At 51.2% G+C, this 18,927-nt stretch carries 15 protein-coding genes and 1 pseudogene; 12 read left to right on the plus strand and 4 right to left on the minus strand.

What is annotated here, in order from left to right; genetic code table 11:
* Positions 1-102 precede the first annotated feature (102 nt).
* The 3 genes from JFC11_RS06785 (at position 103) to JFC11_RS19075 (ending at position 1,887) form a co-directional block, all read left to right on the plus strand.
* The gene (locus JFC11_RS06785; protein ID WP_198349043.1) at positions 103-1,236 is read left to right on the plus strand and encodes an MFS transporter; all 1,134 of its coding nucleotides are present in this window, start codon (positions 103-105) and stop codon (positions 1,234-1,236) included.
* A gap of 30 nt (positions 1,237-1,266) precedes the next feature.
* On the plus strand, positions 1,267-1,596 hold the full coding sequence (locus JFC11_RS18985; RefSeq protein WP_232482800.1) for a hypothetical protein: 330 nt from the start codon (positions 1,267-1,269) through the stop codon (positions 1,594-1,596).
* A 168-nt stretch (positions 1,597-1,764) separates the two neighbouring features.
* Positions 1,765-1,887, plus strand: a complete 123-nt coding sequence (locus tag JFC11_RS19075) for a hypothetical protein (protein WP_269769429.1) — start codon at positions 1,765-1,767, stop codon at positions 1,885-1,887.
* 67 nt (positions 1,888-1,954) lie between these two features.
* On the opposite strand, the gene JFC11_RS06795 is transcribed toward JFC11_RS19075, so the two are convergent.
* Positions 1,955-2,257: a helix-turn-helix domain-containing protein gene (locus JFC11_RS06795; RefSeq protein WP_095603867.1), complete on the minus strand. Its 303-nt coding sequence runs from the start codon at positions 2,255-2,257 to the stop codon at positions 1,955-1,957.
* A gap of 10 nt (positions 2,258-2,267) precedes the next feature.
* Entirely contained in the window at positions 2,268-2,612 is a 345-nt protein-coding gene (locus tag JFC11_RS06800; RefSeq protein WP_095603866.1) for a type II toxin-antitoxin system RelE/ParE family toxin, read from the minus strand.
* A 285-nt stretch (positions 2,613-2,897) separates the two neighbouring features.
* Here JFC11_RS06800 and JFC11_RS06805 point away from each other — a divergent pair, with 285 nt between their 5' ends.
* From JFC11_RS06805 to JFC11_RS06850, 9 genes and pseudogenes are all read left to right on the plus strand, one after another.
* The gene (locus JFC11_RS06805; RefSeq protein WP_038477126.1) at positions 2,898-3,233 is read left to right on the plus strand and encodes a zinc ribbon domain-containing protein YjdM; all 336 of its coding nucleotides are present in this window, start codon (positions 2,898-2,900) and stop codon (positions 3,231-3,233) included.
* Positions 3,234-3,514: 281 nt separating this feature from the next.
* Positions 3,515-4,939: a bifunctional diguanylate cyclase/phosphodiesterase gene (locus JFC11_RS06810; protein ID WP_198349044.1), complete on the plus strand. Its 1,425-nt coding sequence runs from the start codon at positions 3,515-3,517 to the stop codon at positions 4,937-4,939.
* 90 nt (positions 4,940-5,029) lie between these two features.
* The gene (locus JFC11_RS19175) at positions 5,030-5,269 is read left to right on the plus strand and encodes a hypothetical protein (RefSeq protein ID WP_198349085.1); all 240 of its coding nucleotides are present in this window, start codon (positions 5,030-5,032) and stop codon (positions 5,267-5,269) included.
* Positions 5,266-5,661: pseudogene (locus JFC11_RS19180) on the plus strand (nucleotidyltransferase family protein). The gene JFC11_RS19175 and the pseudogene JFC11_RS19180 overlap by 4 nt, the downstream one beginning before the upstream one ends.
* Positions 5,662-5,742: 81 nt before the next feature.
* Positions 5,743-6,441, plus strand: coding sequence for an esterase/lipase family protein (locus tag JFC11_RS06830; RefSeq protein ID WP_198349046.1), 699 nt, complete (start codon positions 5,743-5,745; stop codon positions 6,439-6,441).
* 463 nt (positions 6,442-6,904) lie between these two features.
* Entirely contained in the window at positions 6,905-7,954 is a 1,050-nt protein-coding gene (locus JFC11_RS06835; protein ID WP_198349047.1) for a DUF2235 domain-containing protein, read from the plus strand.
* Positions 7,955-8,019: 65 nt separating this feature from the next.
* Positions 8,020-8,667 carry a carbon-nitrogen hydrolase family protein gene (locus JFC11_RS06840; protein WP_232482801.1) on the plus strand — a complete coding sequence of 216 codons (648 nt, stop codon included), beginning with the start codon at positions 8,020-8,022 and terminating at the stop codon, positions 8,665-8,667.
* Between the two features lie 452 nt (positions 8,668-9,119).
* Positions 9,120-10,904: an ATP-dependent nuclease gene (locus JFC11_RS06845; RefSeq protein ID WP_198349048.1), complete on the plus strand. Its 1,785-nt coding sequence runs from the start codon at positions 9,120-9,122 to the stop codon at positions 10,902-10,904.
* Positions 10,895-11,962 (plus strand): DNA cytosine methyltransferase, encoded by a 1,068-nt coding sequence (locus JFC11_RS06850; protein WP_198349049.1) that lies wholly within the window; start codon positions 10,895-10,897, stop codon positions 11,960-11,962. Before JFC11_RS06845 ends, JFC11_RS06850 begins: the two co-directional genes overlap by 10 nt.
* Positions 11,963-12,546: 584 nt before the next feature.
* On the opposite strand, the gene recD is transcribed toward JFC11_RS06850, so the two are convergent.
* Entirely contained in the window at positions 12,547-14,877 is a 2,331-nt protein-coding gene (gene recD / locus JFC11_RS06855) for an exodeoxyribonuclease V subunit alpha (protein WP_198349050.1), read from the minus strand.
* Positions 14,874-18,815, minus strand: coding sequence for an exodeoxyribonuclease V subunit beta (gene recB, locus JFC11_RS06860; RefSeq protein ID WP_198349051.1), 3,942 nt, complete (start codon positions 18,813-18,815; stop codon positions 14,874-14,876). Before recB ends, recD begins: the two co-directional genes overlap by 4 nt.
* Between the last annotated feature and the right edge of the window lie 112 nt (positions 18,816-18,927).

Here is an 18,927-nt window from a genome sequence, read left to right on the forward strand (position 1 = left end):
TGCTGCACTCTGTCGAAACAGCTATCACTGAGATAGCGATTCCGACCTTCATTCGAGCATTGAGCGTACGTATGGTAATGCCTGTCTAAACAGGAATAAGCCATGCGTACGGCCTTAATAATTGGATCGCTCGGCGCTTTTTTTAATTTGTACCAGCTTCAGGCGCTGTTTCCAGCGTTAGTAGAGCGGTTCGGAACAACAGCCACTGGCGCTGGCTGGTTAACGATGGCCTCGTTGCTAGGAATGATGGTTACCGCGCCACTAACCGGCGCTGTAACAAAACATGCTAACCCTTCGCATTTATTAGTCGTTGGCTTTTTCGCATTGGCCGCGATTAACGCTTCAATGGCATTGACGACTAGCCAAGACGTGCTTTTTGTACTGCGGCTAGGCCAAGGCATTGTCATTCCCTTCCTATTAACCGCGACGATGAATTTGGTCTCTCAGCGACCAAGCAGTTTTGTGCCGCTGTACGTGACCGGTACCATAGTTGGCAGCACACTCAGCCGGTTTTATCCTGCTTGGTCAGTTGATGCCATGGGGTGGGAACTGGGGTTCTTAAGCTCCGCATGCTTGATGGTGCTATCGGCGGTGGCGATTTGTCTTCTTTCGAAAGCGACTGGCGCTGAACTAATGCAGCGTACGGAACGGCATCAAACGTCGGTGACATATACAAGGCGCGCGCTGACTGACAATACGCTGATCATTGCTTATCTCGCAGGTTTTGCACTGCTCTTCACGCAAAGCGCGGTGTTTACGGCACTGGGTCTATGGCTTGCCCAAGAGCCTTATCATTGGGATTCACAGCAGATCGGCACGATCTATCTGGCGTGTCTGCCCGCACTTTTCTGCGTGCTAACTGCCAGCGTATTGCGGCGCTACCTAAGCGAAGTAGCGATTGCCATATCACTCATAGCGTTGATTTGGGCAGCGCTGTGGCTGATTAGCACAACACGCATGTCTATCATGCTGAGCGTTGCGCTGTTTGCCATAGGAACCTATATGTTCCAAGCAGTGACGACCCAGTTATTAAGCAGCACGCGCCGCGTACCCGCCGGTGTTGCCGCTGGCATCTACCTCTCTTGCTACTATTTAGGAGGCGCAATGGGCGCAAGCCTTGCGGCGTATGCCTTTGCGATATGGGCCTGGAAAGGGGTAATTGCCTGTATAGCGATAGCCCAGACAATTATCTTTTGCCTAGTGATGGGTGCCCGGCATTGCGCCAAGGAGCGGTGAGCGAAAACCTTCTTAATCTTGATGGGCGCCATGCTCTCTGGGGCGGATTGCCTGATTCTTGATGAGCCAAACAACCATCTCGATCGACTAAATCGGCAGGCACTCATCGAACAGCTGCAGCGCTGGCCGCGTGGGCTAATAGTGGCCAGCCATGACCGGCAACTGCTGGAGGCCATGGAACGTATCGTGGAACTATCCCCCTTAGGGCTGCACAGCTACGGCGGCAACTACACGTTCTATGCTCAAGCAAAGGCGCACGAGCAGCAGGCTGCCCTTGATCAGCTCAGCCAGCAAAAGCTCGAACGCCAACGCGAAGAGCGCGCGATGCGCAAGCAGCGTGAACGTCAGGAGAAACGATAGGCTCGCGGCAATCGGCTGGGCAAGGAAGCCAACCAGGCTAAGATTCTTTTAGAGCGCCTGAAAGGAGCGCTGGCCTGCATTCTCTTCGCCGATTCCCCACCGCGACTATTGCTCCTGGACGAGCCAAATAACCACCTTGATTTGCCTTCAGCACAAGCACTGGAAACCATGCTGCACAGTTACCAAGGCGCGTTAGTGGTGGTATCCCACGACGATGCCTTTCTGGAAAACCTAGCCCTGACAGACCGCCTGTTAGCAACCGAACAAGGTTGGCACCTGGAGCCGGTTTGATCTAAGTATTCGAGGTGTGATGCATTACTAAAAAACGGCGTAAGTCTAAACAGCTTGTTGGGGACAGCTATACAGGGAAGCCATGATGACTTCCATCGGGAAGTTCTATATCGACACGGACTCGGCCGCCTAGCGCTTCGACGTAGCGTTTGAGTGAACTAAGGCGCATATCCTGGCCAACTTTCTCAAGTCCTGCGACGGTGGGTTGTTTTACTCCCATCGCAATAGCTATGTCTGCTTGGGTTTTCTCCGCTAGCTGACGAATTTCGGCAAGCCTGATCTCGAATAACATATCGTTGGCTTTCGCCTCGGCTGCCGCAACGATCTCTGGCTTTTCTCTTGCTAACAAGTCTTCCAGTTTGCGTGCCATGGTTACCACCTCACTTTAGTGTTTCCAGGTGAGCCGTATATTCTTTATCGGCGACTGGAATCATCTCATTATAGAAGCGCTTGTCATTTCCACCTTTATCGCCTGCGCATAGCAAGATGCCTGTGCGACGTGGGTCAAACGCAAAAAATACTCTAATAGGACGTCCCTGGCACTGAACACGCAATTCCTTCATGTTGGAATGCTGCGAGCCATTTACAGTGTCAGCGTGCGGCCTTGAAAGCATCGGGCCTCGTTCACGTAGAAGAAGTACAGAAGCCAGAACGTTCTCACGTTCAATTTCTTCCAATGAGAAGAACCACGCTTCAAATGTGTCTGTTTGCTCGATAGACCACATGGAGACCTCTTTTTTTATAGGTTTTATCCTATATAGGCTATGCCCTATTATCAAGAGATTTTCTCAAACTAGGAAGAGGGCAAAACAGCTAATCAAATTATGCCTATCTTCAGGTAGCCAACCCATCATCCCCAACTATAAAAACGCCCTGTGGGAGGTGGCTTTAGCCCGCGACGATTCAAACACTGAGCCATCAACAGGCACCGCTTACCCTGAACCTGCCTGGATGCATTCGCCAAGGCTCAGTATCATAAGCAGCCAACCCAACCACAGAAGTCTCCCCCCATGTCATGCCCACCTTGCCCCAATTGCCAATCTGAATTCGTTTACCAGGATCAAAGCCTGTTTATTTGCCCAGAATGTGCCCACGAATGGAACCCTTCCGAGGTTGAAGCGGAAGACACCGTCACGGTGAAAGATGCCAATGGCACCTTGCTTGCTGAAGGCGATAAGGTAACGCTTATCAAAGACCTCAAGGTCAAAGGCAGCTCAATCGTGCTTAAGATTGGCACCAAGGCTGTGATCAAGCGGCTTAAGGAAGGCAAAGACCACCAGCTCGACTGCAAGGTCGATGGCGCTGGCGATATGATGGTCACCGCCCAGTTTGTCAAAAAAGCCTGAGTCACCTTCACTCACCTAGAGAGCCATCATGGAGGTCAGACTCAACACTTAAGAGCAGATCATAAAAGGGAATGTGGGGCGGCGATCCATAGGGAGCCATTTAAAATGCAATGCGATATGAGGTGTCAGGTGTTTGAGTACATCGTAGAGTACAGCAAACAACGGCGGCACAATGCTAACAGGGTATGATTAGCCCAGAGGCCTTCGAAGCCCGAATGATCGCTTAAATCAGTGTCAACTATTGCTGGATAAAGTCACATGGCTTCATGAAAGGTCTGTCTATGAAAGACGATAAGCTAGGAGAAACGACTAAAGCTTTGGTTGATGACGGCGGCGTAAATTCGATTTCACCATCACTATTCACCGAAGTATTCGACGCTTTTGAAGAAGCTGTTGTCATTACCGACGCAAGTCGGCGTATTGTTTATGTGAATTCTGCGACAGAGCGGCTGTTTGGATACTCAAAGAACGAGCTGTATGGTGAAGAGACAAAAATACTGTACGCCGATGAAAACGATTTTTCCGAACAAGGTCGGAGGCGCTTTAATACTTCTAGCAAAATAGCTGCGGAGAACTACAGAGTTGTATATCGCCGCTCGGATGGAGAGCAGTTTTTTGGCCTGACGACGGGTGCAGTTATGCGGGCTAAGGATGGGACAGTAGTCGGATTTATTGGCATTGTCCGCCCTGCTCGCTCAACAGATCAGTCTTTGGATACTCTACAAAAGATCCAAAACATAACTTCAGATGTCACGCTGAGCCAGAGTAATAAAATAGAACGATTGCTTCGGGTTGGCCTGGACCACTTTGGTCTCGAAAAAGCTATTGTTTCTCGTATTGTGGGAAGCCAGTACACCATCGACTACTGCGTTGATCTCAAAGGAGAGCTGGAACCATTAACAACTTTTGATTTGTCGGGAACTTATTGTGTTCACACGTTAAGTGCGGGTGAGTCGGTCGGTTTTCATTTCGTGGCGAAAAGTGAAATTCAAAAGCATCCATGCTACACAAACTTTAAAATGGAGTCGTATATTGGAGCTCCGATAAGATTATCTGGTCAACTATATGGAACTATAAATTTTTCTAGTCCTTCTCCGGTTGAGCCATTTTGCAAGGATGACCATATTCTTATTACATTGCTCTCAGATACTGTTAGTTATCTCCTATACAAGAAACAGTCTGAGGAGGAAATGAAACGCTTGGCTAGTGTTGATGGATTAACTGGGTTGCCAAATCGACGCGCAACAATGGAGCGCCTGAATGAACTAGTAGATCAATCATCACGGTTTGGTAATAGTCTCAGTGTTCTTTCGATAGATATTGATCATTTCAAGAGCATTAATGATAAATGGGGGCATGCTGCAGGTGATCTAGCCTTGACCGAATTTGCTCGTTTGGCGTCAGAGGTAGGGCGCAAAACTGATTTTTGTGGCCGAATAGGGGGGGAAGAATTTGTCTTTTTCCTACCCGGTGCAAACTTGGAAGCCAGCCAGAAATTGGGCAATAATCTGAGAAAGCGTTTAGCCATTGCGCCGATCGATTTTGGCAGCGGAGCGTCTACTACGCTAAGCATAAGTGTTGGGGTCGCCATGTTGGAAAATGGAGAGTCTCCCGAAAGCTTACTGGCTCGTGCTGATGAGGCTATGTACAAAGCCAAGCAAGAAGGTAGAGACCGTGTCTACCTTGCATCTCATACAATCAATTAAGATGTTCGCAAGCTCGCGCTAATCCATGCAAAAGACCACTTGAGTAGCGCTACACTTTAGAGTCCGATCCTATGCGTAAGGAGATTGGACATGAAGAAGCGTTTCAGCGAAGAACAGATCATTGGCTTCGAAGCGGGGCTCCCCATCAAAGAGCTCTGTCGTCGGCATGGCTTCGCGAAGCAAGCTGCCAACTCGCCGCCAGGCGAGGAGGGTGGCACCGTTGAGATGGTGGATAATGTGACTCAACCAGCTCATACCCGAATGCATGAGTTAAAAGCCATCAATCGGCAATTCTACAGCCCGAATAATCTGATCCCTGAAGTGGGATAGGGACGACAGCTCTAAATGATATAGATCTGATAGTTTTCGATACTATAAATAATTCTGAAATAAGGGATCGACAGCTTGAGCAGCTGATCGCGAGCGTCTTGGATTTCCCATGGCCGGTTAAAAACCAGGCGCGAATGCATAAGCGGAACTAGGATAGACCTTAGAAGTCAATTTCAGAAGCTATGAGCTACTGGGTTGAAGTCGAAACGGCGCTCGGAGCCGTTTTGAACAACTCTGGAGACGTTATACTAATGTCACCTTTTGGTTTCGACTCTCTGTTTAATTATACTGTAACTATGAATTCCAAAAGGCCAAAGCCACAGGGTTTCAATGAGCGATTGACGACTAAGCGGTGGCTGGAAATCTGGTCAAGGTTAGTAGTAAATACCTAACCAGGAAGTTAAATTTGCTCCCTACGGTCGCCGGACGCTCGTTTCTCGCGCTATTTATAGCGCGCATCATGGATATTACGTATGAAGCTTATATTGTTAGCTTTCTTGCTGGTTTTCTCCAACAGTGTCCAAGCGTCATGCGTGATTCTCCTTCACGGCTTAGCACGAACAAACAGCGCAATGGAGCCACTAGAGAATGCGCTGAAAGAAGAAGGCTTCTTGCCTATTAATGAAGGGTATCCATCAAGGGAATACCCAATTGAGCAGCTTGCAGAAATAGCGATAAGACCTGCCCTTGAAAAGTGCCCAAAGGGCGAAAAAGTCAATTTTGTGACTCATTCCCTTGGCGGAATTTTGGTAAGGCAGTATCTGAGCAGGCATGATGTAGCCAACTTAAACCGTGTAGTGATGCTTGGCCCTCCAAACCAAGGCAGCGAAGTCGTCGATGAACTCCGAGATGTCCCTGGCTTCCACTTCATCAACGGTGATGCAGGTATGCAGCTTGGAACAGATGAGTTAAGCATTCCCAATACCCTAGGCAAGGCTAACTTCGACGTGGGTATTATTGCCGGGACAAGCAGCATCAATTGGATACTGTCCTCGCTGATACCGGGCACAGATGATGGAAAGGTCTCGATAGAAAGCACGAAACTAGACGGCATGAATGACCATATCGAAATGCCTGTTACGCACCCTTTTATGATGAAGAACGATAGAGTCATCGCTCAAGTTGTTAACTACCTAAAAAATGGGAGTTTTGAGCATGGCGACAATCCATAACAAGCACAGCAAGTAGAACATCGATGGACACTCTTTCGTGGGTTAGCCATTGATTGGCAAGACGCATCCGCAGCTCCGTGGCATAGCGCAGGGGCGGCATCGAATGTGTCGATGCTCTGAAATGACGTCTCCGCATCCGATAGAAGCTGATGCTTTCCACCTTGAGGTATAAACACAGCGCTCCCCGTTCCACGCCCAACCAGCTGTGCCTTTGATGCTACAGACCAACACCTCTTCGTTACCTCGGCACGGCTTGGTTTATCCAAAAGCGAGATAGAAGCAGCGCCCGCCTCGGGGGCGCTGCTTCGAGTTGACTATCAACAGGTGACGGGATGAATTGTCGACTAACCTTCATTAAATAATGTGGAGGTCGCAGGTACGCGTTGCCCAAGAGCGCATCGTCTGCCCCTCATTTAGTGATCATGAGCACTGTTCAAAGGCGTGCATCATCATGGGGGGCACCATGGCAAAACAAAAATTGATTCTGCTATTCGATGGCACCTGGAACGACCCTGAAGATCAAACCAATGTTTATCGTATTACCCGGCTGCTCCATGATGACGATGACGGTATTAGGCAGCGGTTCTATTACGACCCCGGCGTAGGGACATCCAAATTTCAGCGCTTTTTCGGCGGAGCCTTCGGTTATGGGCTGAGCAAAAACCTACGGGAAGGCTATGACTGGCTGGCAAGGCATTACAGTGAAGGCGATGAAATCTGGATATTTGGATTCAGCCGCGGTGCCTACACCGCCAGAAGCCTGGTGGGGATGATTCGTAAATGCGGGCTAGTGCATGTCGTCACGCCAGGGCTGCTCGATAAGGCCGAACGTATTTATCGAAACCGTGATTGGCACCCCGATTCTGAGGTGTGCAAAGAATTCAAGGAGCACTTCAGCCGCCAGCCCAGGGTTCATTTCATTGGTGTGTGGGATACCGTTGGCGCACTGGGCGTGCCAGGAACCAACCTGTTCAAAAGCAAATACGATTGGCACGATACCGAGCTTTCCAGCATTGTCGATCATGCCTATCAAGCGGTCGCGCTGGACGAACACAGGTCGACCTACAACGTATCGCTTTGGACGAGCAAGGATGGCAAGCAGAAAACAGGTAATCGCAACGTAGAGCAGCGCTGGTTTATCGGCGCCCACGCCAATGTAGGCGGCGGCTATGGCGCTGGCGACACGCTGGCCGACATACCGCTGAGCTGGATGTTAACCAAAGCGCAACAGGCAGGCCTAAAAGTGGCTCCCTTCAATGTTGCAGAGGATGCTTGGAAAATGGCACCGAAAGATTCGTTTGCTGATTTTCTAAAAGGGCTCTACGCCAAGTATGCACGTCTTAGATATAAGGGCGACGGCCGATTTTACCGGCAGTATGCGCAGGGTATGCAGGGGCTGCCTGCTGTGAATATTTCAGTCGATGAGAGTATATGGAAGCGTTGGGCCGATACCACGTGCGAGTACCGACCACGTACCCTGACCGATGCCCACCTTTCCCCACCGGAGGAGTAGGCCGGGCGGGCACTTATTTCCATAGGCAGCCTTCACTTCAGCACTCAACCAACTAAGCGATAACTATGACCACCACACCAGATCCCATCACCATTGCACTGGCCCAACTGCCTGTCAGCAAAGCGGCGGTAGATGACAACCTACAAATGCACCTTTCCTATATAGAACGTGCCGCCGCGCTAGGGGCCAACGTGGTGGCCTTTCCCGAACTCTCGCTCACCGGCTACGAACTGGCGCTATTCAGCCAACTGGCCATGCCCCATGACGTCACAACCTTTGCCGCGCTCAGCGCCACTGCCGAGGTTAACAACATAGTGGTGATCGCAGGCTGCCCACTGCACAACCCCAACGGCAAACCCCACATCGCAGCGGTGATCTGCTTCCCCAGTGGTGAACACACCTTTTACCTAAAACAGCACCTTCACGAAGGGGAGGATGCTTACTGTGCCCACGGCTGTGAAAGTGGCCGTATCAACGTTAACGGCACCCGCATCGCCCTAGCCGTTTGCGCCGACTTCACTTACCCCAGCCACGCAGCTACTGCTGCCGCCCAACAGGCGGACGTTTACCTCGCCAGCGCGCTGATCTCCCTCCCCAGGCGGCTATGCACAAGATGCCGAACTGCTCGCCGTCATCGCAAAGCGCCACCAACTGCCGGTACTGCTCGCCAACCACGTTTCTACTACGGGCGGATGGCAAACCTGTGGCAATAGCGGCGGCTGGAACGCAGCAGGTGAGCTAGCTATTAAGGCCAGCGGCACTCAGCCCAGCTTAGTGCTGTGCCGCATTCACCACGGTGGCATATGTGGTAGCTTGGCAGTGATGACTAACTTACATAGCTAAGTATGAGTTACCTACTAAAAACTAATCCGGCACGGTGGGATTAACCTAAATTAACTGCTAGTCTCGACGGGTTAGAGCGAGAAATTCTGCATGATAGCCGCATAACCTTCTAATCAACTGTTAATGGACAAGGCTTATGCAGCTTTCATTTTGCTCTAAAGATAGTCTTGATTCTTAGGAGCGCCACCTATCAGGTAGGTAATGCTGCTTTTTTGAAACGAGAAGATATTTTAGGTTTTGGTCATGTAGTGGTGTTTTTTAAAATAAAACCTATCTAAAGTTTTCGCTCGTTTCTTATTTTATTTTAATTGAGGGTTATGTTTTGTCATTAGGGTTAAATTCTTTTTCCGATAGTAGTGTTGAAATAGAAAAATGTGTAAATATTTTATCTGGGTTTTCTCCAGGTAAACCACTTGTTAATTATATATCATATGCAAGATTTCCTAACTTTAAAAATATTGAGCGTGGTGCTGAAATAAGCTTTGATTTCCCCTTTACAGCAATAGTAGGAGCAAATGGTTCAGGGAAGAGCTCTATACTATATGCTTTGTATGGAATGCCAGATGGTTATAGTACGTCTAGATTTTGGTTTTCGACAGAGCTCGACCCTATCGTAGCTGTTAAAGATCCTCCGCGAAGTATCTGCGGCCATTGGCATTCTCAATACAAAAATATAGTGGAAACGAGAAAAGCTCGTGTATATAGGAAAAATAGAAATTATGAGTATTGGGAGCCTACTAAAGCGACCAAAGGCGATGGTATGCCTGATATTCCAAAAGAGAATTATTTAAGAAAAGATGCTGATCGATGGAACCCTGTTGAAAGAGAGGTTGTGTACCTCAATATGAGAAAGCTGATCGGTTCTTTCGATAGGAATTTTAGTTTTGGCTTCGATAGCCTTTCAATTACAGAAAGGCATAATTTAATGAAGGCTGGGGCCAAGAAAATTAAAAGTGTCTTAGATCGTGATGTTAACACCTGGAGGTTGGGAGGTGGACGAGAAAGAGTTTTTGAAAACAGAGTTCTTACTGATGAAGAGCTTTGTTGGGTGTCTTACATATTGGGTAGAGCATACAGAAAAGCTAATTATATAGTGCATAATTTGTATAGCATAGAGAGTGCTCCAGATGTAAGTGTTGTATTTGATTGGGGTATACAATATTCAGAAGCTTTCGCGGGCAGTGGTGAAATTTCTGTGGTCCATTTGGTGATCAAAATTATCGCTGCAAAGAAGTACTCTCTAGTGCTTATTGATGAGCCAGAAACGTCTTTGCACCCTGGGGCTCAAAGAAAAGTCCTTGAGTTCATGCTCAAAAAAATAAAAGAAAAGCATCTCCAGGTAGTGGTTTCAACTCACTCTCAGAGTTTTTTGGATGGGCTGCCTGATACTGCTATAAAGGTAGTGGAGCATAATTCTCAGGGGCATTCAAGGATATTGAATAAGTGTTCCCCTCACATAGCATTGCACAGGCTAGGTGTGGAGTCATTTAATAAAAAAATTATTTATGTTGAAGATGCATTGGCTAAGTTGCTTGTAGAGCAAGCGCTAAAATCTATGGATGAGGCTGAAAAAAGAGTCTTTGAAGTTAGGGTGGCTCCAGGTGGAGCTCAAGATATGAAAGTGAGGCAGATACCTGCCCACATTGTTTCTGATCATGATTGTTACTTTATATTTGATGGTGATCAAAAAAAAGTAGAAAAATTTAGTGATCCGAGAAAGCTGCCCGAACAATCAGTTGAGAGTTTAGATGGTTTGCTAATAAAAGAGTTAGGTGAAGTTCCTAAGTTTTTTCTTAGTGGCGGCAACGATGTGGAGGGCACGAAGTCGGAAAAAATAAAGTGTCAACAAGAATATTTACAATGGGCTTCGGAAAGAGTAAAATATTTAAATTATTTATGTCCAGAAGCATTTCTGCTTAAATTTCTCGGAGACTCTGAAGAAGAAATTGTTTCTTCAAAAATTGCCAAGAAAATATTTAAAGAGAAGTACTCGTATGGAATGACTTCTGAGCAAGAAAGCGGTGTCGTTTTGATGATGTTAAGAAATGTTCCAATTGATAATTCCGAGATGTTGTTTATTAGGGGGTTGGTTAAGTCATGGCTTTAGTTGGCGGTGTGCGAGATCTTCAAAAAGAAGCTGGGGAGATAGCACCCAAAAGCACCCTAACATCGGTAGACTTATTTAGTGGTTGTGGTGGTTTAACAGAAGGTCTGACTCAAGCAGGTTATGAAGTCGTTTCAGCTGTTGAGTTAGATAAAAAAGCTGTGGCCACATATAAGCTTAACCATCCAAATGTGAATTTGCATCACGTTGATATTAAAAATTTATCTCCTGAAGTCTTAATGGCTGAAGCGGGTTTGATGAAAGGTGAGCTTTTTTTGCTTGCTGGTTGCCCTCCTTGCCAAGGTTTTTCTAGGTTAAGAACTAGAAATGGAAAAAACATAGTTGAAGATGTACGAAATGACTTAATTTTTGATTTTTTAAGGTTTGTTGAAGGGATGCTTCCCAAACGAATAATGATGGAGAATGTCCCAGGTTTAGAGCAAGATCAGCGTTTTGTTTATTTTAAAGCTCGATTAGAAGAGCTTGGCTACTTTGTGACTTGTAAAGTTGTGAATGCTTCGGATTATGGGGTTCCACAAAGAAGGAAAAGAATTATTGTTCTCGCTTCTTACGATTCAAAACCATGTTTTCCTAAAGTAAACGCAGAAAAAATCACTGTTAGAGATGCTATAGGAAATATTGATGAGAGGGTTGGGAGTCAAGACGGCTTGCATACTATGCCAGAAAAAAGAAGTGAAAATGTAAAAAAAATTATATCTATGATCCCTAAAGATGGTGGAAGCCGTCATCAACTTCCCGAAAAATATCACCTTAAGTGCTTTAAGAAAAGTGGTGGTTTTCGAGATGTATATGGTCGTATGAGTTGGTCTAATGTGTCACCAACAATAACAAGTGGATGTAGCAATCCCTCAAAAGGACGTTTTTTACACCCTGAGAAAAACCGTACTATAACTTTGCGTGAGGCGGCTGTTCTTCAAGGCTTTCCTTATGATTATAAATTTCTTGTTGAGCATGGGAAACAAAGTATTGCTCTGATGATTGGAAATGCTTTGCCGCCCCCGCTAATAAAGATACATGCTCAGGCTTTGCTTCCCTGCTAAAAGCCTCGAAAGCATTTATGCCGTTTTTCTTTGTTGCTTATAGTTAAAGTGCTAGTCGCTAAGTTCTCTCTCATCATTTTGCAACATACACTACTTCGAAAATTAGAGCGAGTTAAAAGAATCTAATAGCCCAGTATGCTTTCTCATATCACCTGCTTAAGAAAAAGACCATGTTTTCTAGTTTGAAAGGCCAGGGCTCTTAATTATTGATTTTAAAAAGGACGTGTTTTGAACGAAATCATTTTTTCTAGCGAGCATGAAAGAATAGCCATCCAATATTTCTCTAGATTAACTAATACTGTTGGAGCGGTTGGCTTCGGTTTAGTGTTCACAATGCTTTCTTTGCCTCGGCTTTATTCTTGGTTCGCCTTTTTCATATTTTTTTTGTGGTGTTATTTACAAGGTTGTCAATATAGGAAAATGCTTAAGCGCTCATTGCCAAATGCTAGTCTCAATTTTCTGATTTTTGTGCAGCATGGTTGGTTATGCTTTTTATCACTAGTGTTAATGTTGTTTTCAGCTACAGGTGTTATCACTAAATCTTCAATCTTTGGGTTTATGTTATAATATTTAATTATGGTTTGTTATAGGGTTGTGTTCGCCCCACTAACCCTCACCACCTCTCTCACCACCGCCTCATTCAACACCCCGCGTTTGGCTTCCACTAGCGTGAGCCAGTCGCGGGCGCGGGTGATGCCGGTGTAGACCAGCTCGCGGGTGAGAATCGGGTTGATGGTGGGCGGTAGCAGCAGGGCGGTGTGTAAGAACTCCGAGCCTTGAGACTTGTGTACCGTCATCGCGAACACGGTTTCTACCGCGTGCAGGCGGGAGGGCAGTACCCAGCGGATGGGGTTATCGGCGTCGCTCGTGGCGCTTGATGAAGGAAAGGCCACTCTCAACAGTTTCTGTTGCGGATTGCGCGGATCCGGCACGGCCAGGGTGATGCCGATATCGCCGTTCATCAGTTTTAGGCCGTAGTCGTTTTGGGTGACCAGTACTGGGCGGCCTTCATACCAGCCTTTCTCCAACGTGTAATCACTGCCAAACAGCAGCTTTTCGCTGCGTAGGGTTTTGGCGATATGCAGGTTTAAGCCTTCTACCCCCCAGGGGCCTTTGCGCAGCGCGCATAGCAGTTGAAAGTGGCTGTAGGCACTTAGCACCTCAGAAGCCCAGGCGTTATAGGCCGCTGGGTTGTCCTCAAACGATTCCCCACGCGGGCGCTGTGCGTTCAGCACCTTTAGGTAATGGCGGTAGCCAGTGGGTGGGGCGATGGGGTCATTTTTGTGGTTAGTGCGGCCTTCACCACCATTGAGAAACTTATCCGCGCTGCCGTGAATGACCAGCTTATCCAGCGCGGTGTCCTCAGCAAGCGTTAGGTGGTGTAAGTCTGGATAGCCATGGCGCAGCACGGCGTTAACGGCCTGCTGTTTTTCCCGGTCAGTTTGGGCATAGCTGGGCTGGTTAATCGCCTGGGCCAACTGGCCAATGCCGCTGTGTTCGTTAAAGCGGTGGCTTACCCGCAGCATGGTAATGGCTTGGTCGAGCGGCTGACCGTCAGCATCCAGGTACTCGGGTGGCAGCGGCTGGCCGGTGGCGCTTTCCAGCCATTGGGCGGTTTCGTGTGTGTAGTGGGCGGCTTCGACACGGCGGCATAGGTCGCCAAGTACCGAGCCAGCCTCTACCGATGCCAACTGGTCTTTATCCCCCAGCAGCACGCACTGGGCATTGGCGGGCAGGGCGCTTAGCACAGCGGCCATCATTTCGATATCCACCATGGACGCTTCGTCGATCACCAGTACGTCCAGCGCTAGTGGGTTGGCGGCGTTGTGGCGGAAGTGGCGGGTGTCGGGGCGGGCACCCAGAAGGCGGTGCAGTGTTGTCACTTCAGTGGGAATTGCTATTGCGCTTGATGATACTGTGTTGAAGCGCTCCTCAAACTGCTCATTTACAGGATGTAAACTCCGCGTTTTCGTCGCGCTTCGCCTTGTCTCATCTTCGCTCATAACGCAATTCGTTAAGAGTTTTTCTAGCTGAGCAATCGGCAAACTGCTGACTTGCCCAGCGATGGATTCATTCAGGCGGGCGGCGGCTTTACCGGTGGGGGCGGCTAGGCGAATGCGCAGCGGTTGGCTGGGTGAGTGGGCCAACTGCAACGTTTGCAGCAGGGCGAGCAGGCGCACCACGGTGGTGGTTTTGCCGGTGCCGGGGCCGCCGGTAATAACGCCGAAGCGGCTGCGGGCGGCTAGCGCACAGGCGGTTTTTTGCCAGTCGAGGCTGTCGCTGGGCTTGAACAAAACGTTCAGCGCCTGGGGGAGAAGATCGAAGGGGCTGTCGTCACCCGTCGCCGCTAACCGTGTGGCGATTTGCTGGTGTAGGGTTTGCTCATACTGCCAGTAGCGGCGTAGGTAGAGCCGCGTGTCTGAACCTGAGTGAGTCGTCACCACCACTAGCGGCGTGTTGCCAAGGCCTTCGCTGGTGAGCAGGGGGTGATGCAGTGCAGTTTGCCATTCGCTTAGCGTGAGCGTTGCCAGCACATCGCTGGGCAGCGGTGGCGGGTCGCTTAAATCATCCCCTTCTGGGGGTAGCGAAAGGGCAAAATCCGGTGCGTTAAGCGTGGCGTTTAAATCCAGACACACATGGCCTCGGCCTAGCTGGTGGCTGGCCAGCGCGGCGGCTAACAGCAGCAGTGCGGGGGCATCCGCTGCTTCTGCCGCTAGAAAGCGCACCAGGGCGCGGTCTAAATCGCGCAGCCAACCCCTGGCTACCCAGCGCTCGCATAGGGTTAGCAATTCAGCGGTATCGCTTAACGCAGGGTGAGCGCTTACTGGCGCGGGGGCCATTGAGGTCTGGGCATCCTGTGTCTCGACGGCATCGCCAAACAGGTCGAAGGTGTGGGTGTCTTTGGGCTTACTCATACCGTCGCTTCCTGTGCGGGGCTTGAAAACGATGCGCCTGCAAACAGGCTATCCAGTGCTTCGATCAGTTCAACCGGGGCGGGCTCGGAAAATACCCCGCGCCCTGGGCTGCGGCTGCCGCGCAGAAATACCGTCATTGAACCGCCCAAGTGCTGGTGCGGGTCGTAGTCGGGCAGGCGCGCTTTTAGCAGCCGGTGCATAGCCAGCAGGTAAAGCGCTGCCTGGAGATCGTAGCGCTTAGCCAGCAGCGCATGGCGCAAGGCTTCTGGCTCGTAATCGCTGTCATTCGGCCCTAAATAGTTCGATTTCCAGTCCAGTACGTAAAAGCGCCCTTGGTGCTCGAAGGCTAAATCAATAAAGCCTTTGAGCATGCCGTTTAGGGTATCGGCATCCAGCGCTGGGCGCTCAACCCCTGGCAGTAAGTGCTTGCTTACCAGTGCATCAATCGCCTGGGTGTTGACCCGCTTGGCGGCTAGCCAGAACTCTAGCTCTACTTGGTAGCTGGAAAGATCGGTTAGCGCGACGCTTTGTTGATTCGGTGCGGCCAGCGGTAACGGTGTGGTGAGTAGTGCTGAAAACCAGCCAGCCAGCGGTTCCTGCCATGCTTGCCAGCCGCGCAGCTGTACGCGCCGCCATAGCATATCGTTGAGTGAATCTTGATCGTTGGCAGCGGCTGCAAAGCCTTGTCTGCCTGCCCATTCCAATAGCCCGTGCAGGAAAGTGCCCGGCCCTGGCCCCCTGGGAAATTTATGCAGGTGGAAAGTGTCTGCGCTCGCCCATTCGTTGTTAATCGTTCGCTCGAAATGCTCATTTAACCCCTCGTAAACTCCGCTTTCTCGCGAAAGATTGCCTAGACTGGCCTTCGCTCGAAGACTTTCCATGTCATCAGGCATGAGCGAAATATCTTGTGGTTCATCCAGTACTTCAAATGTTGTGGCTTCCTGGGCGGTGGTGGGTTCCAGGGGCGTTGCCGTGGGGGCAGTGAGCGTGCCGGAAAGGCGCAGCGCCGAGTAGCTGGCAATCCACCAGTGTTCCTTGGCCGGGCGCGCGGGCGTGCGGGCGTGGCCAAGCGTGGCGCTTTGTTCAGAGAGAGCAAGGCGCTGGGCAGTGGGGGCCGGTGGCTCGCTGACAGCAATCTCGCTGCCTTGTGCCAGCGCTTCCAGCGCGCTGGTTAGCTCTGCCGGTGCAATGGTTTTTCCGCCGCTAATCAGGTAGCCGAGGGCGCTATTTTCCAACCCTTGCAGCGAGGCTAGCCCCAGCCAAGTCGCGTGGCGGGCGCGAGTCAGCGCCACATAAAGCTTGCGCAGGTCTTCTCCCAGGCGTTCGCGGTCGGCGGTGGCCAGCGTTTCTTCATCGGCGCTTAGGCTGAGCTGAAGATTGCCGTGGGCGTCGTGCCAGCGCAGCGGTATGTCTTTATCGCTCACCGGGCGGTGGTTGGCGATAAACGGCAGGAATACCAGCGGGTACTCAAGCCCTTTGGATTTGTGGATGGTGACCACTTTGACCAAATCCGCGTCGCTTTCCAGGCGCAGCTTGTGGCTGTCGCCATGGCTTTCCGGGTCGGCAATGGCTTCATACAGAAAGCGAATCAGCGCGTGTTCGCCGTCCAGTTCTGCGCTGGCTTGCTGCAGCAATTCGCCTAAGTGCAGCAGGTCAGTGAGCAAGCGCTCACCCTCTTCGAATTCCCCCAGTAGGCGGGCGGGAATATCGAAATCTACCATCATGCGGCGTACCAGCGGCAGCACACCCTGGCGCTGCCATAGGCGATGATAGTGGCTGAATTGCTCCACCCGCGCTTCCCAGGCCAGCTCGTTTTGTTGCAGGTGATCAAGATCGGCCAAACTGAGCCCCAGCACTGGCGTCGCCAAAGCGGCGCGCAGGTGGGCTTCGGCTTGGCGGGAGCTGGCTAACGGCTCGGCGCAGGCGCGCAGCCAGCGTTCTACCTGCTTCGCCATGGGCGAGTTGAACACCTTGTCGTGGTCGGAAAGGTAAACACTCTTCACCCCTCGGCTGGCCAGCGCTAAGCGAATGGCGCGGGCTTCCTGCAGGCCGTTGACCAGCACTGCCATATCGGAAGGTTTTAGCGGGCTTAGGTCATCGCCTTTTTGGAAGCCGCTTTTGCCTTCTTTATTGCCACCTTGGCCTGCTGCGAGCAGTTCCACCATATAAGAGGCGCAACGCTCGGCCATCTCGGTTTGGTAGGCGGTTTTGGAAAGTGGTTCTTCGCTTGTTAACGGCCAGAGCGTCATGGCGGGCAGCGGCTGGCCTTGGTGGACCAACTGTTCGTCGCGGCCTTTGGCGGCTACTGATAAGAACGGCAGCGGGTTTTCGCCGCCTGCTTGGCGAAATAGAAACACCCCAGCCGGGTGCTGATCGGCGTAGTGGAAGCAGTGATTGACGGCTTCCACCATGGCGCGGCTGGAACGGAAGTTGGTGCCCAGGGTGACGTGGCGGCCTGCGGTGTCTTGGCGGGCTTGCAGATAGGTGAAGATATCCGCACCGCGAAAGGCATAGATGGCCTGCTTGGGGTCACCGATCAGTAGCATAGCAGCGTCGCGGCGGGGGTTAGCGACGTCATAGACCGCGTTAAAAATGCGGTACTGAATCGGGTCGGTATCTTGGAACTCGTCAATCAGCGCCACGGGGAACTGGCGCAGAATCTGCGCGGCCAGGGCATCTTTGTTGGGGCCTTGCAGGGCGTGGTCTAAATGGGTGAGTAGGTCGTTGGGGCCCATTTCAGCGCGGCGTTCCTGCTCGCGCTCCATACGTACTTTGCACCACTGTACGGCGTGAATCAGCAGGTCGTTGCGCGGTTCGGGCAAGGCGTTGAGGGCAGCGGGCATGTCTGCCAGCGCTTCCCAGGCGGCTGGGCAGGGTGGCGCGCCGTCTTTCCATATCTCGGCCATGCCGTCTGGGGTCAGGCGTTTCCAGGCGGCGGGGGTAAGCGTGGGGCGCTCAAGGTCGCTCTCGCACCATTCGCGCAGTGCGCCTAGCCAGCTGGCGCGGCTTTTGGCGTTGAAGCTTTGGCCTTTGAAGGCTTTACGTTTGGCGGCCTCTTCCAGTGCGGGCACCAGTTCATCTAGCCAAGCGGGCCAGGGAGCTTTTAACGTGCCTAATGTGGCGCTGCGTTCGGCTTCGGCAGCGCTTAATGTGTCGGCTGGCGTGGGGCGCTGGCTGCCCAGTGCGTCGCTTTCGTGGAGCAGTTTGCATACATCTTCGTGGAGTTTATCCGGCGATTTCCAGTAGCGGGTAATGCTGCCCAGGGCGTCGGCATCCAGCGGGTAATAGAAGGTGCGCCAGTAGTCGCGCACCACTTCTTGTTCCAGTTCGCGCTGGTCGTTTTCCAGGTTGAGCGAGAACAGGCTGCCGCTATCGAAGGCGTGTTCGCGCAGCATGCGGTAGCACCAGCTGTGGATGGTGGAAACGGCTGCTTCGTCCATCCATTCGGCGGCTAGCTCCAGACGGCGGGCGCAGGCGGGCCAAGTGGCTTCGGGGTATTGCTCGCGGAGTTGAAGCAAAAGTGGGTCTAAATCAGCTTTAGGATCCCCGCCGCTGGGATGCCTTGTCGGAGGCGCTGTGAACCCATCCGTGGGCGCTACATCCGACATCCCTGTCGGATGACCTCCTCTACGGCATCCCCTCGGCTCCTTATTTGTTTGGTGGTCCGCCCTAAACACCGCAGCGGCTTCTACCAGCCGGTGGCGGATACGTTCACGCAGTTCCTGGGTGGCGGCATTGGTGAAGGTGACTACCAGAATTTCCGGTGGGGTGAGCGGGCGCACAAAGGCGCTGTCGTCTTCGCTGTGCTGCCCGCCCAGTACCAGGCGCACGTAGAGCAGCGCGATGGTGAAGGTTTTGCCCGTGCCCGCGCTGGCTTCAATCAGGCGGCTGCCGTGAAGCGGTAGCGTAAGTGGGTTAAGCGGGGCGGGCTGACTCATCACGGGTCTCCGAAAGTAAAGCGCCCCAGCGCGGGGCCTAGACTGTATGAGTGCCCCGCCACCTGATAATCTTGTCGCCAAGCCACTCTTAGGACGCTCAGTTTACGCTACC

The sequence above is a fragment of the Vreelandella alkaliphila genome (genome assembly GCF_016107625.1).
GTDB lineage: Bacteria > Pseudomonadota > Gammaproteobacteria > Pseudomonadales > Halomonadaceae > Vreelandella > Vreelandella alkaliphila.

Bases quoted from the DNA above. Each gene is read 5' to 3' on its own strand.
- JFC11_RS18985 (WP_232482800.1), top strand. From the start codon at position 1,267: ATGCTCTCTGGGGCGGATTGCCTGATTCTTGATGAGCCAAACAACCAT.
- JFC11_RS06835 (WP_198349047.1), top strand. From the start codon at position 6,905: ATGGCAAAACAAAAATTGATTCTGCTATTCGATGGCACCTGGAACGAC.
- JFC11_RS06795 (WP_095603867.1), bottom strand. From the start codon at position 2,257: ATGGCACGCAAACTGGAAGACTTGTTAGCAAGAGAAAAGCCAGAGATC.
- JFC11_RS06850 (WP_198349049.1), top strand. From the start codon at position 10,895: ATGGCTTTAGTTGGCGGTGTGCGAGATCTTCAAAAAGAAGCTGGGGAG.
- recB (WP_198349051.1), bottom strand. From the start codon at position 18,815: ATGAGTCAGCCCGCCCCGCTTAACCCACTTACGCTACCGCTTCACGGC.
- recD (WP_198349050.1), bottom strand. From the start codon at position 14,877: ATGAGTAAGCCCAAAGACACCCACACCTTCGACCTGTTTGGCGATGCC.
- JFC11_RS06840 (WP_232482801.1), top strand. From the start codon at position 8,020: ATGACCACCACACCAGATCCCATCACCATTGCACTGGCCCAACTGCCT.
- JFC11_RS06800 (WP_095603866.1), bottom strand. From the start codon at position 2,612: ATGTGGTCTATCGAGCAAACAGACACATTTGAAGCGTGGTTCTTCTCA.
- JFC11_RS06810 (WP_198349044.1), top strand. From the start codon at position 3,515: ATGAAAGACGATAAGCTAGGAGAAACGACTAAAGCTTTGGTTGATGAC.
- JFC11_RS19075 (WP_269769429.1), top strand. From the start codon at position 1,765: ATGCTGCACAGTTACCAAGGCGCGTTAGTGGTGGTATCCCACGACGAT.
- JFC11_RS19175 (WP_198349085.1), top strand. From the start codon at position 5,030: ATGAAGAAGCGTTTCAGCGAAGAACAGATCATTGGCTTCGAAGCGGGG.
- JFC11_RS06805 (WP_038477126.1), top strand. From the start codon at position 2,898: ATGTCATGCCCACCTTGCCCCAATTGCCAATCTGAATTCGTTTACCAG.
- JFC11_RS06785 (WP_198349043.1), top strand. From the start codon at position 103: ATGCGTACGGCCTTAATAATTGGATCGCTCGGCGCTTTTTTTAATTTG.
- JFC11_RS06830 (WP_198349046.1), top strand. From the start codon at position 5,743: ATGAAGCTTATATTGTTAGCTTTCTTGCTGGTTTTCTCCAACAGTGTC.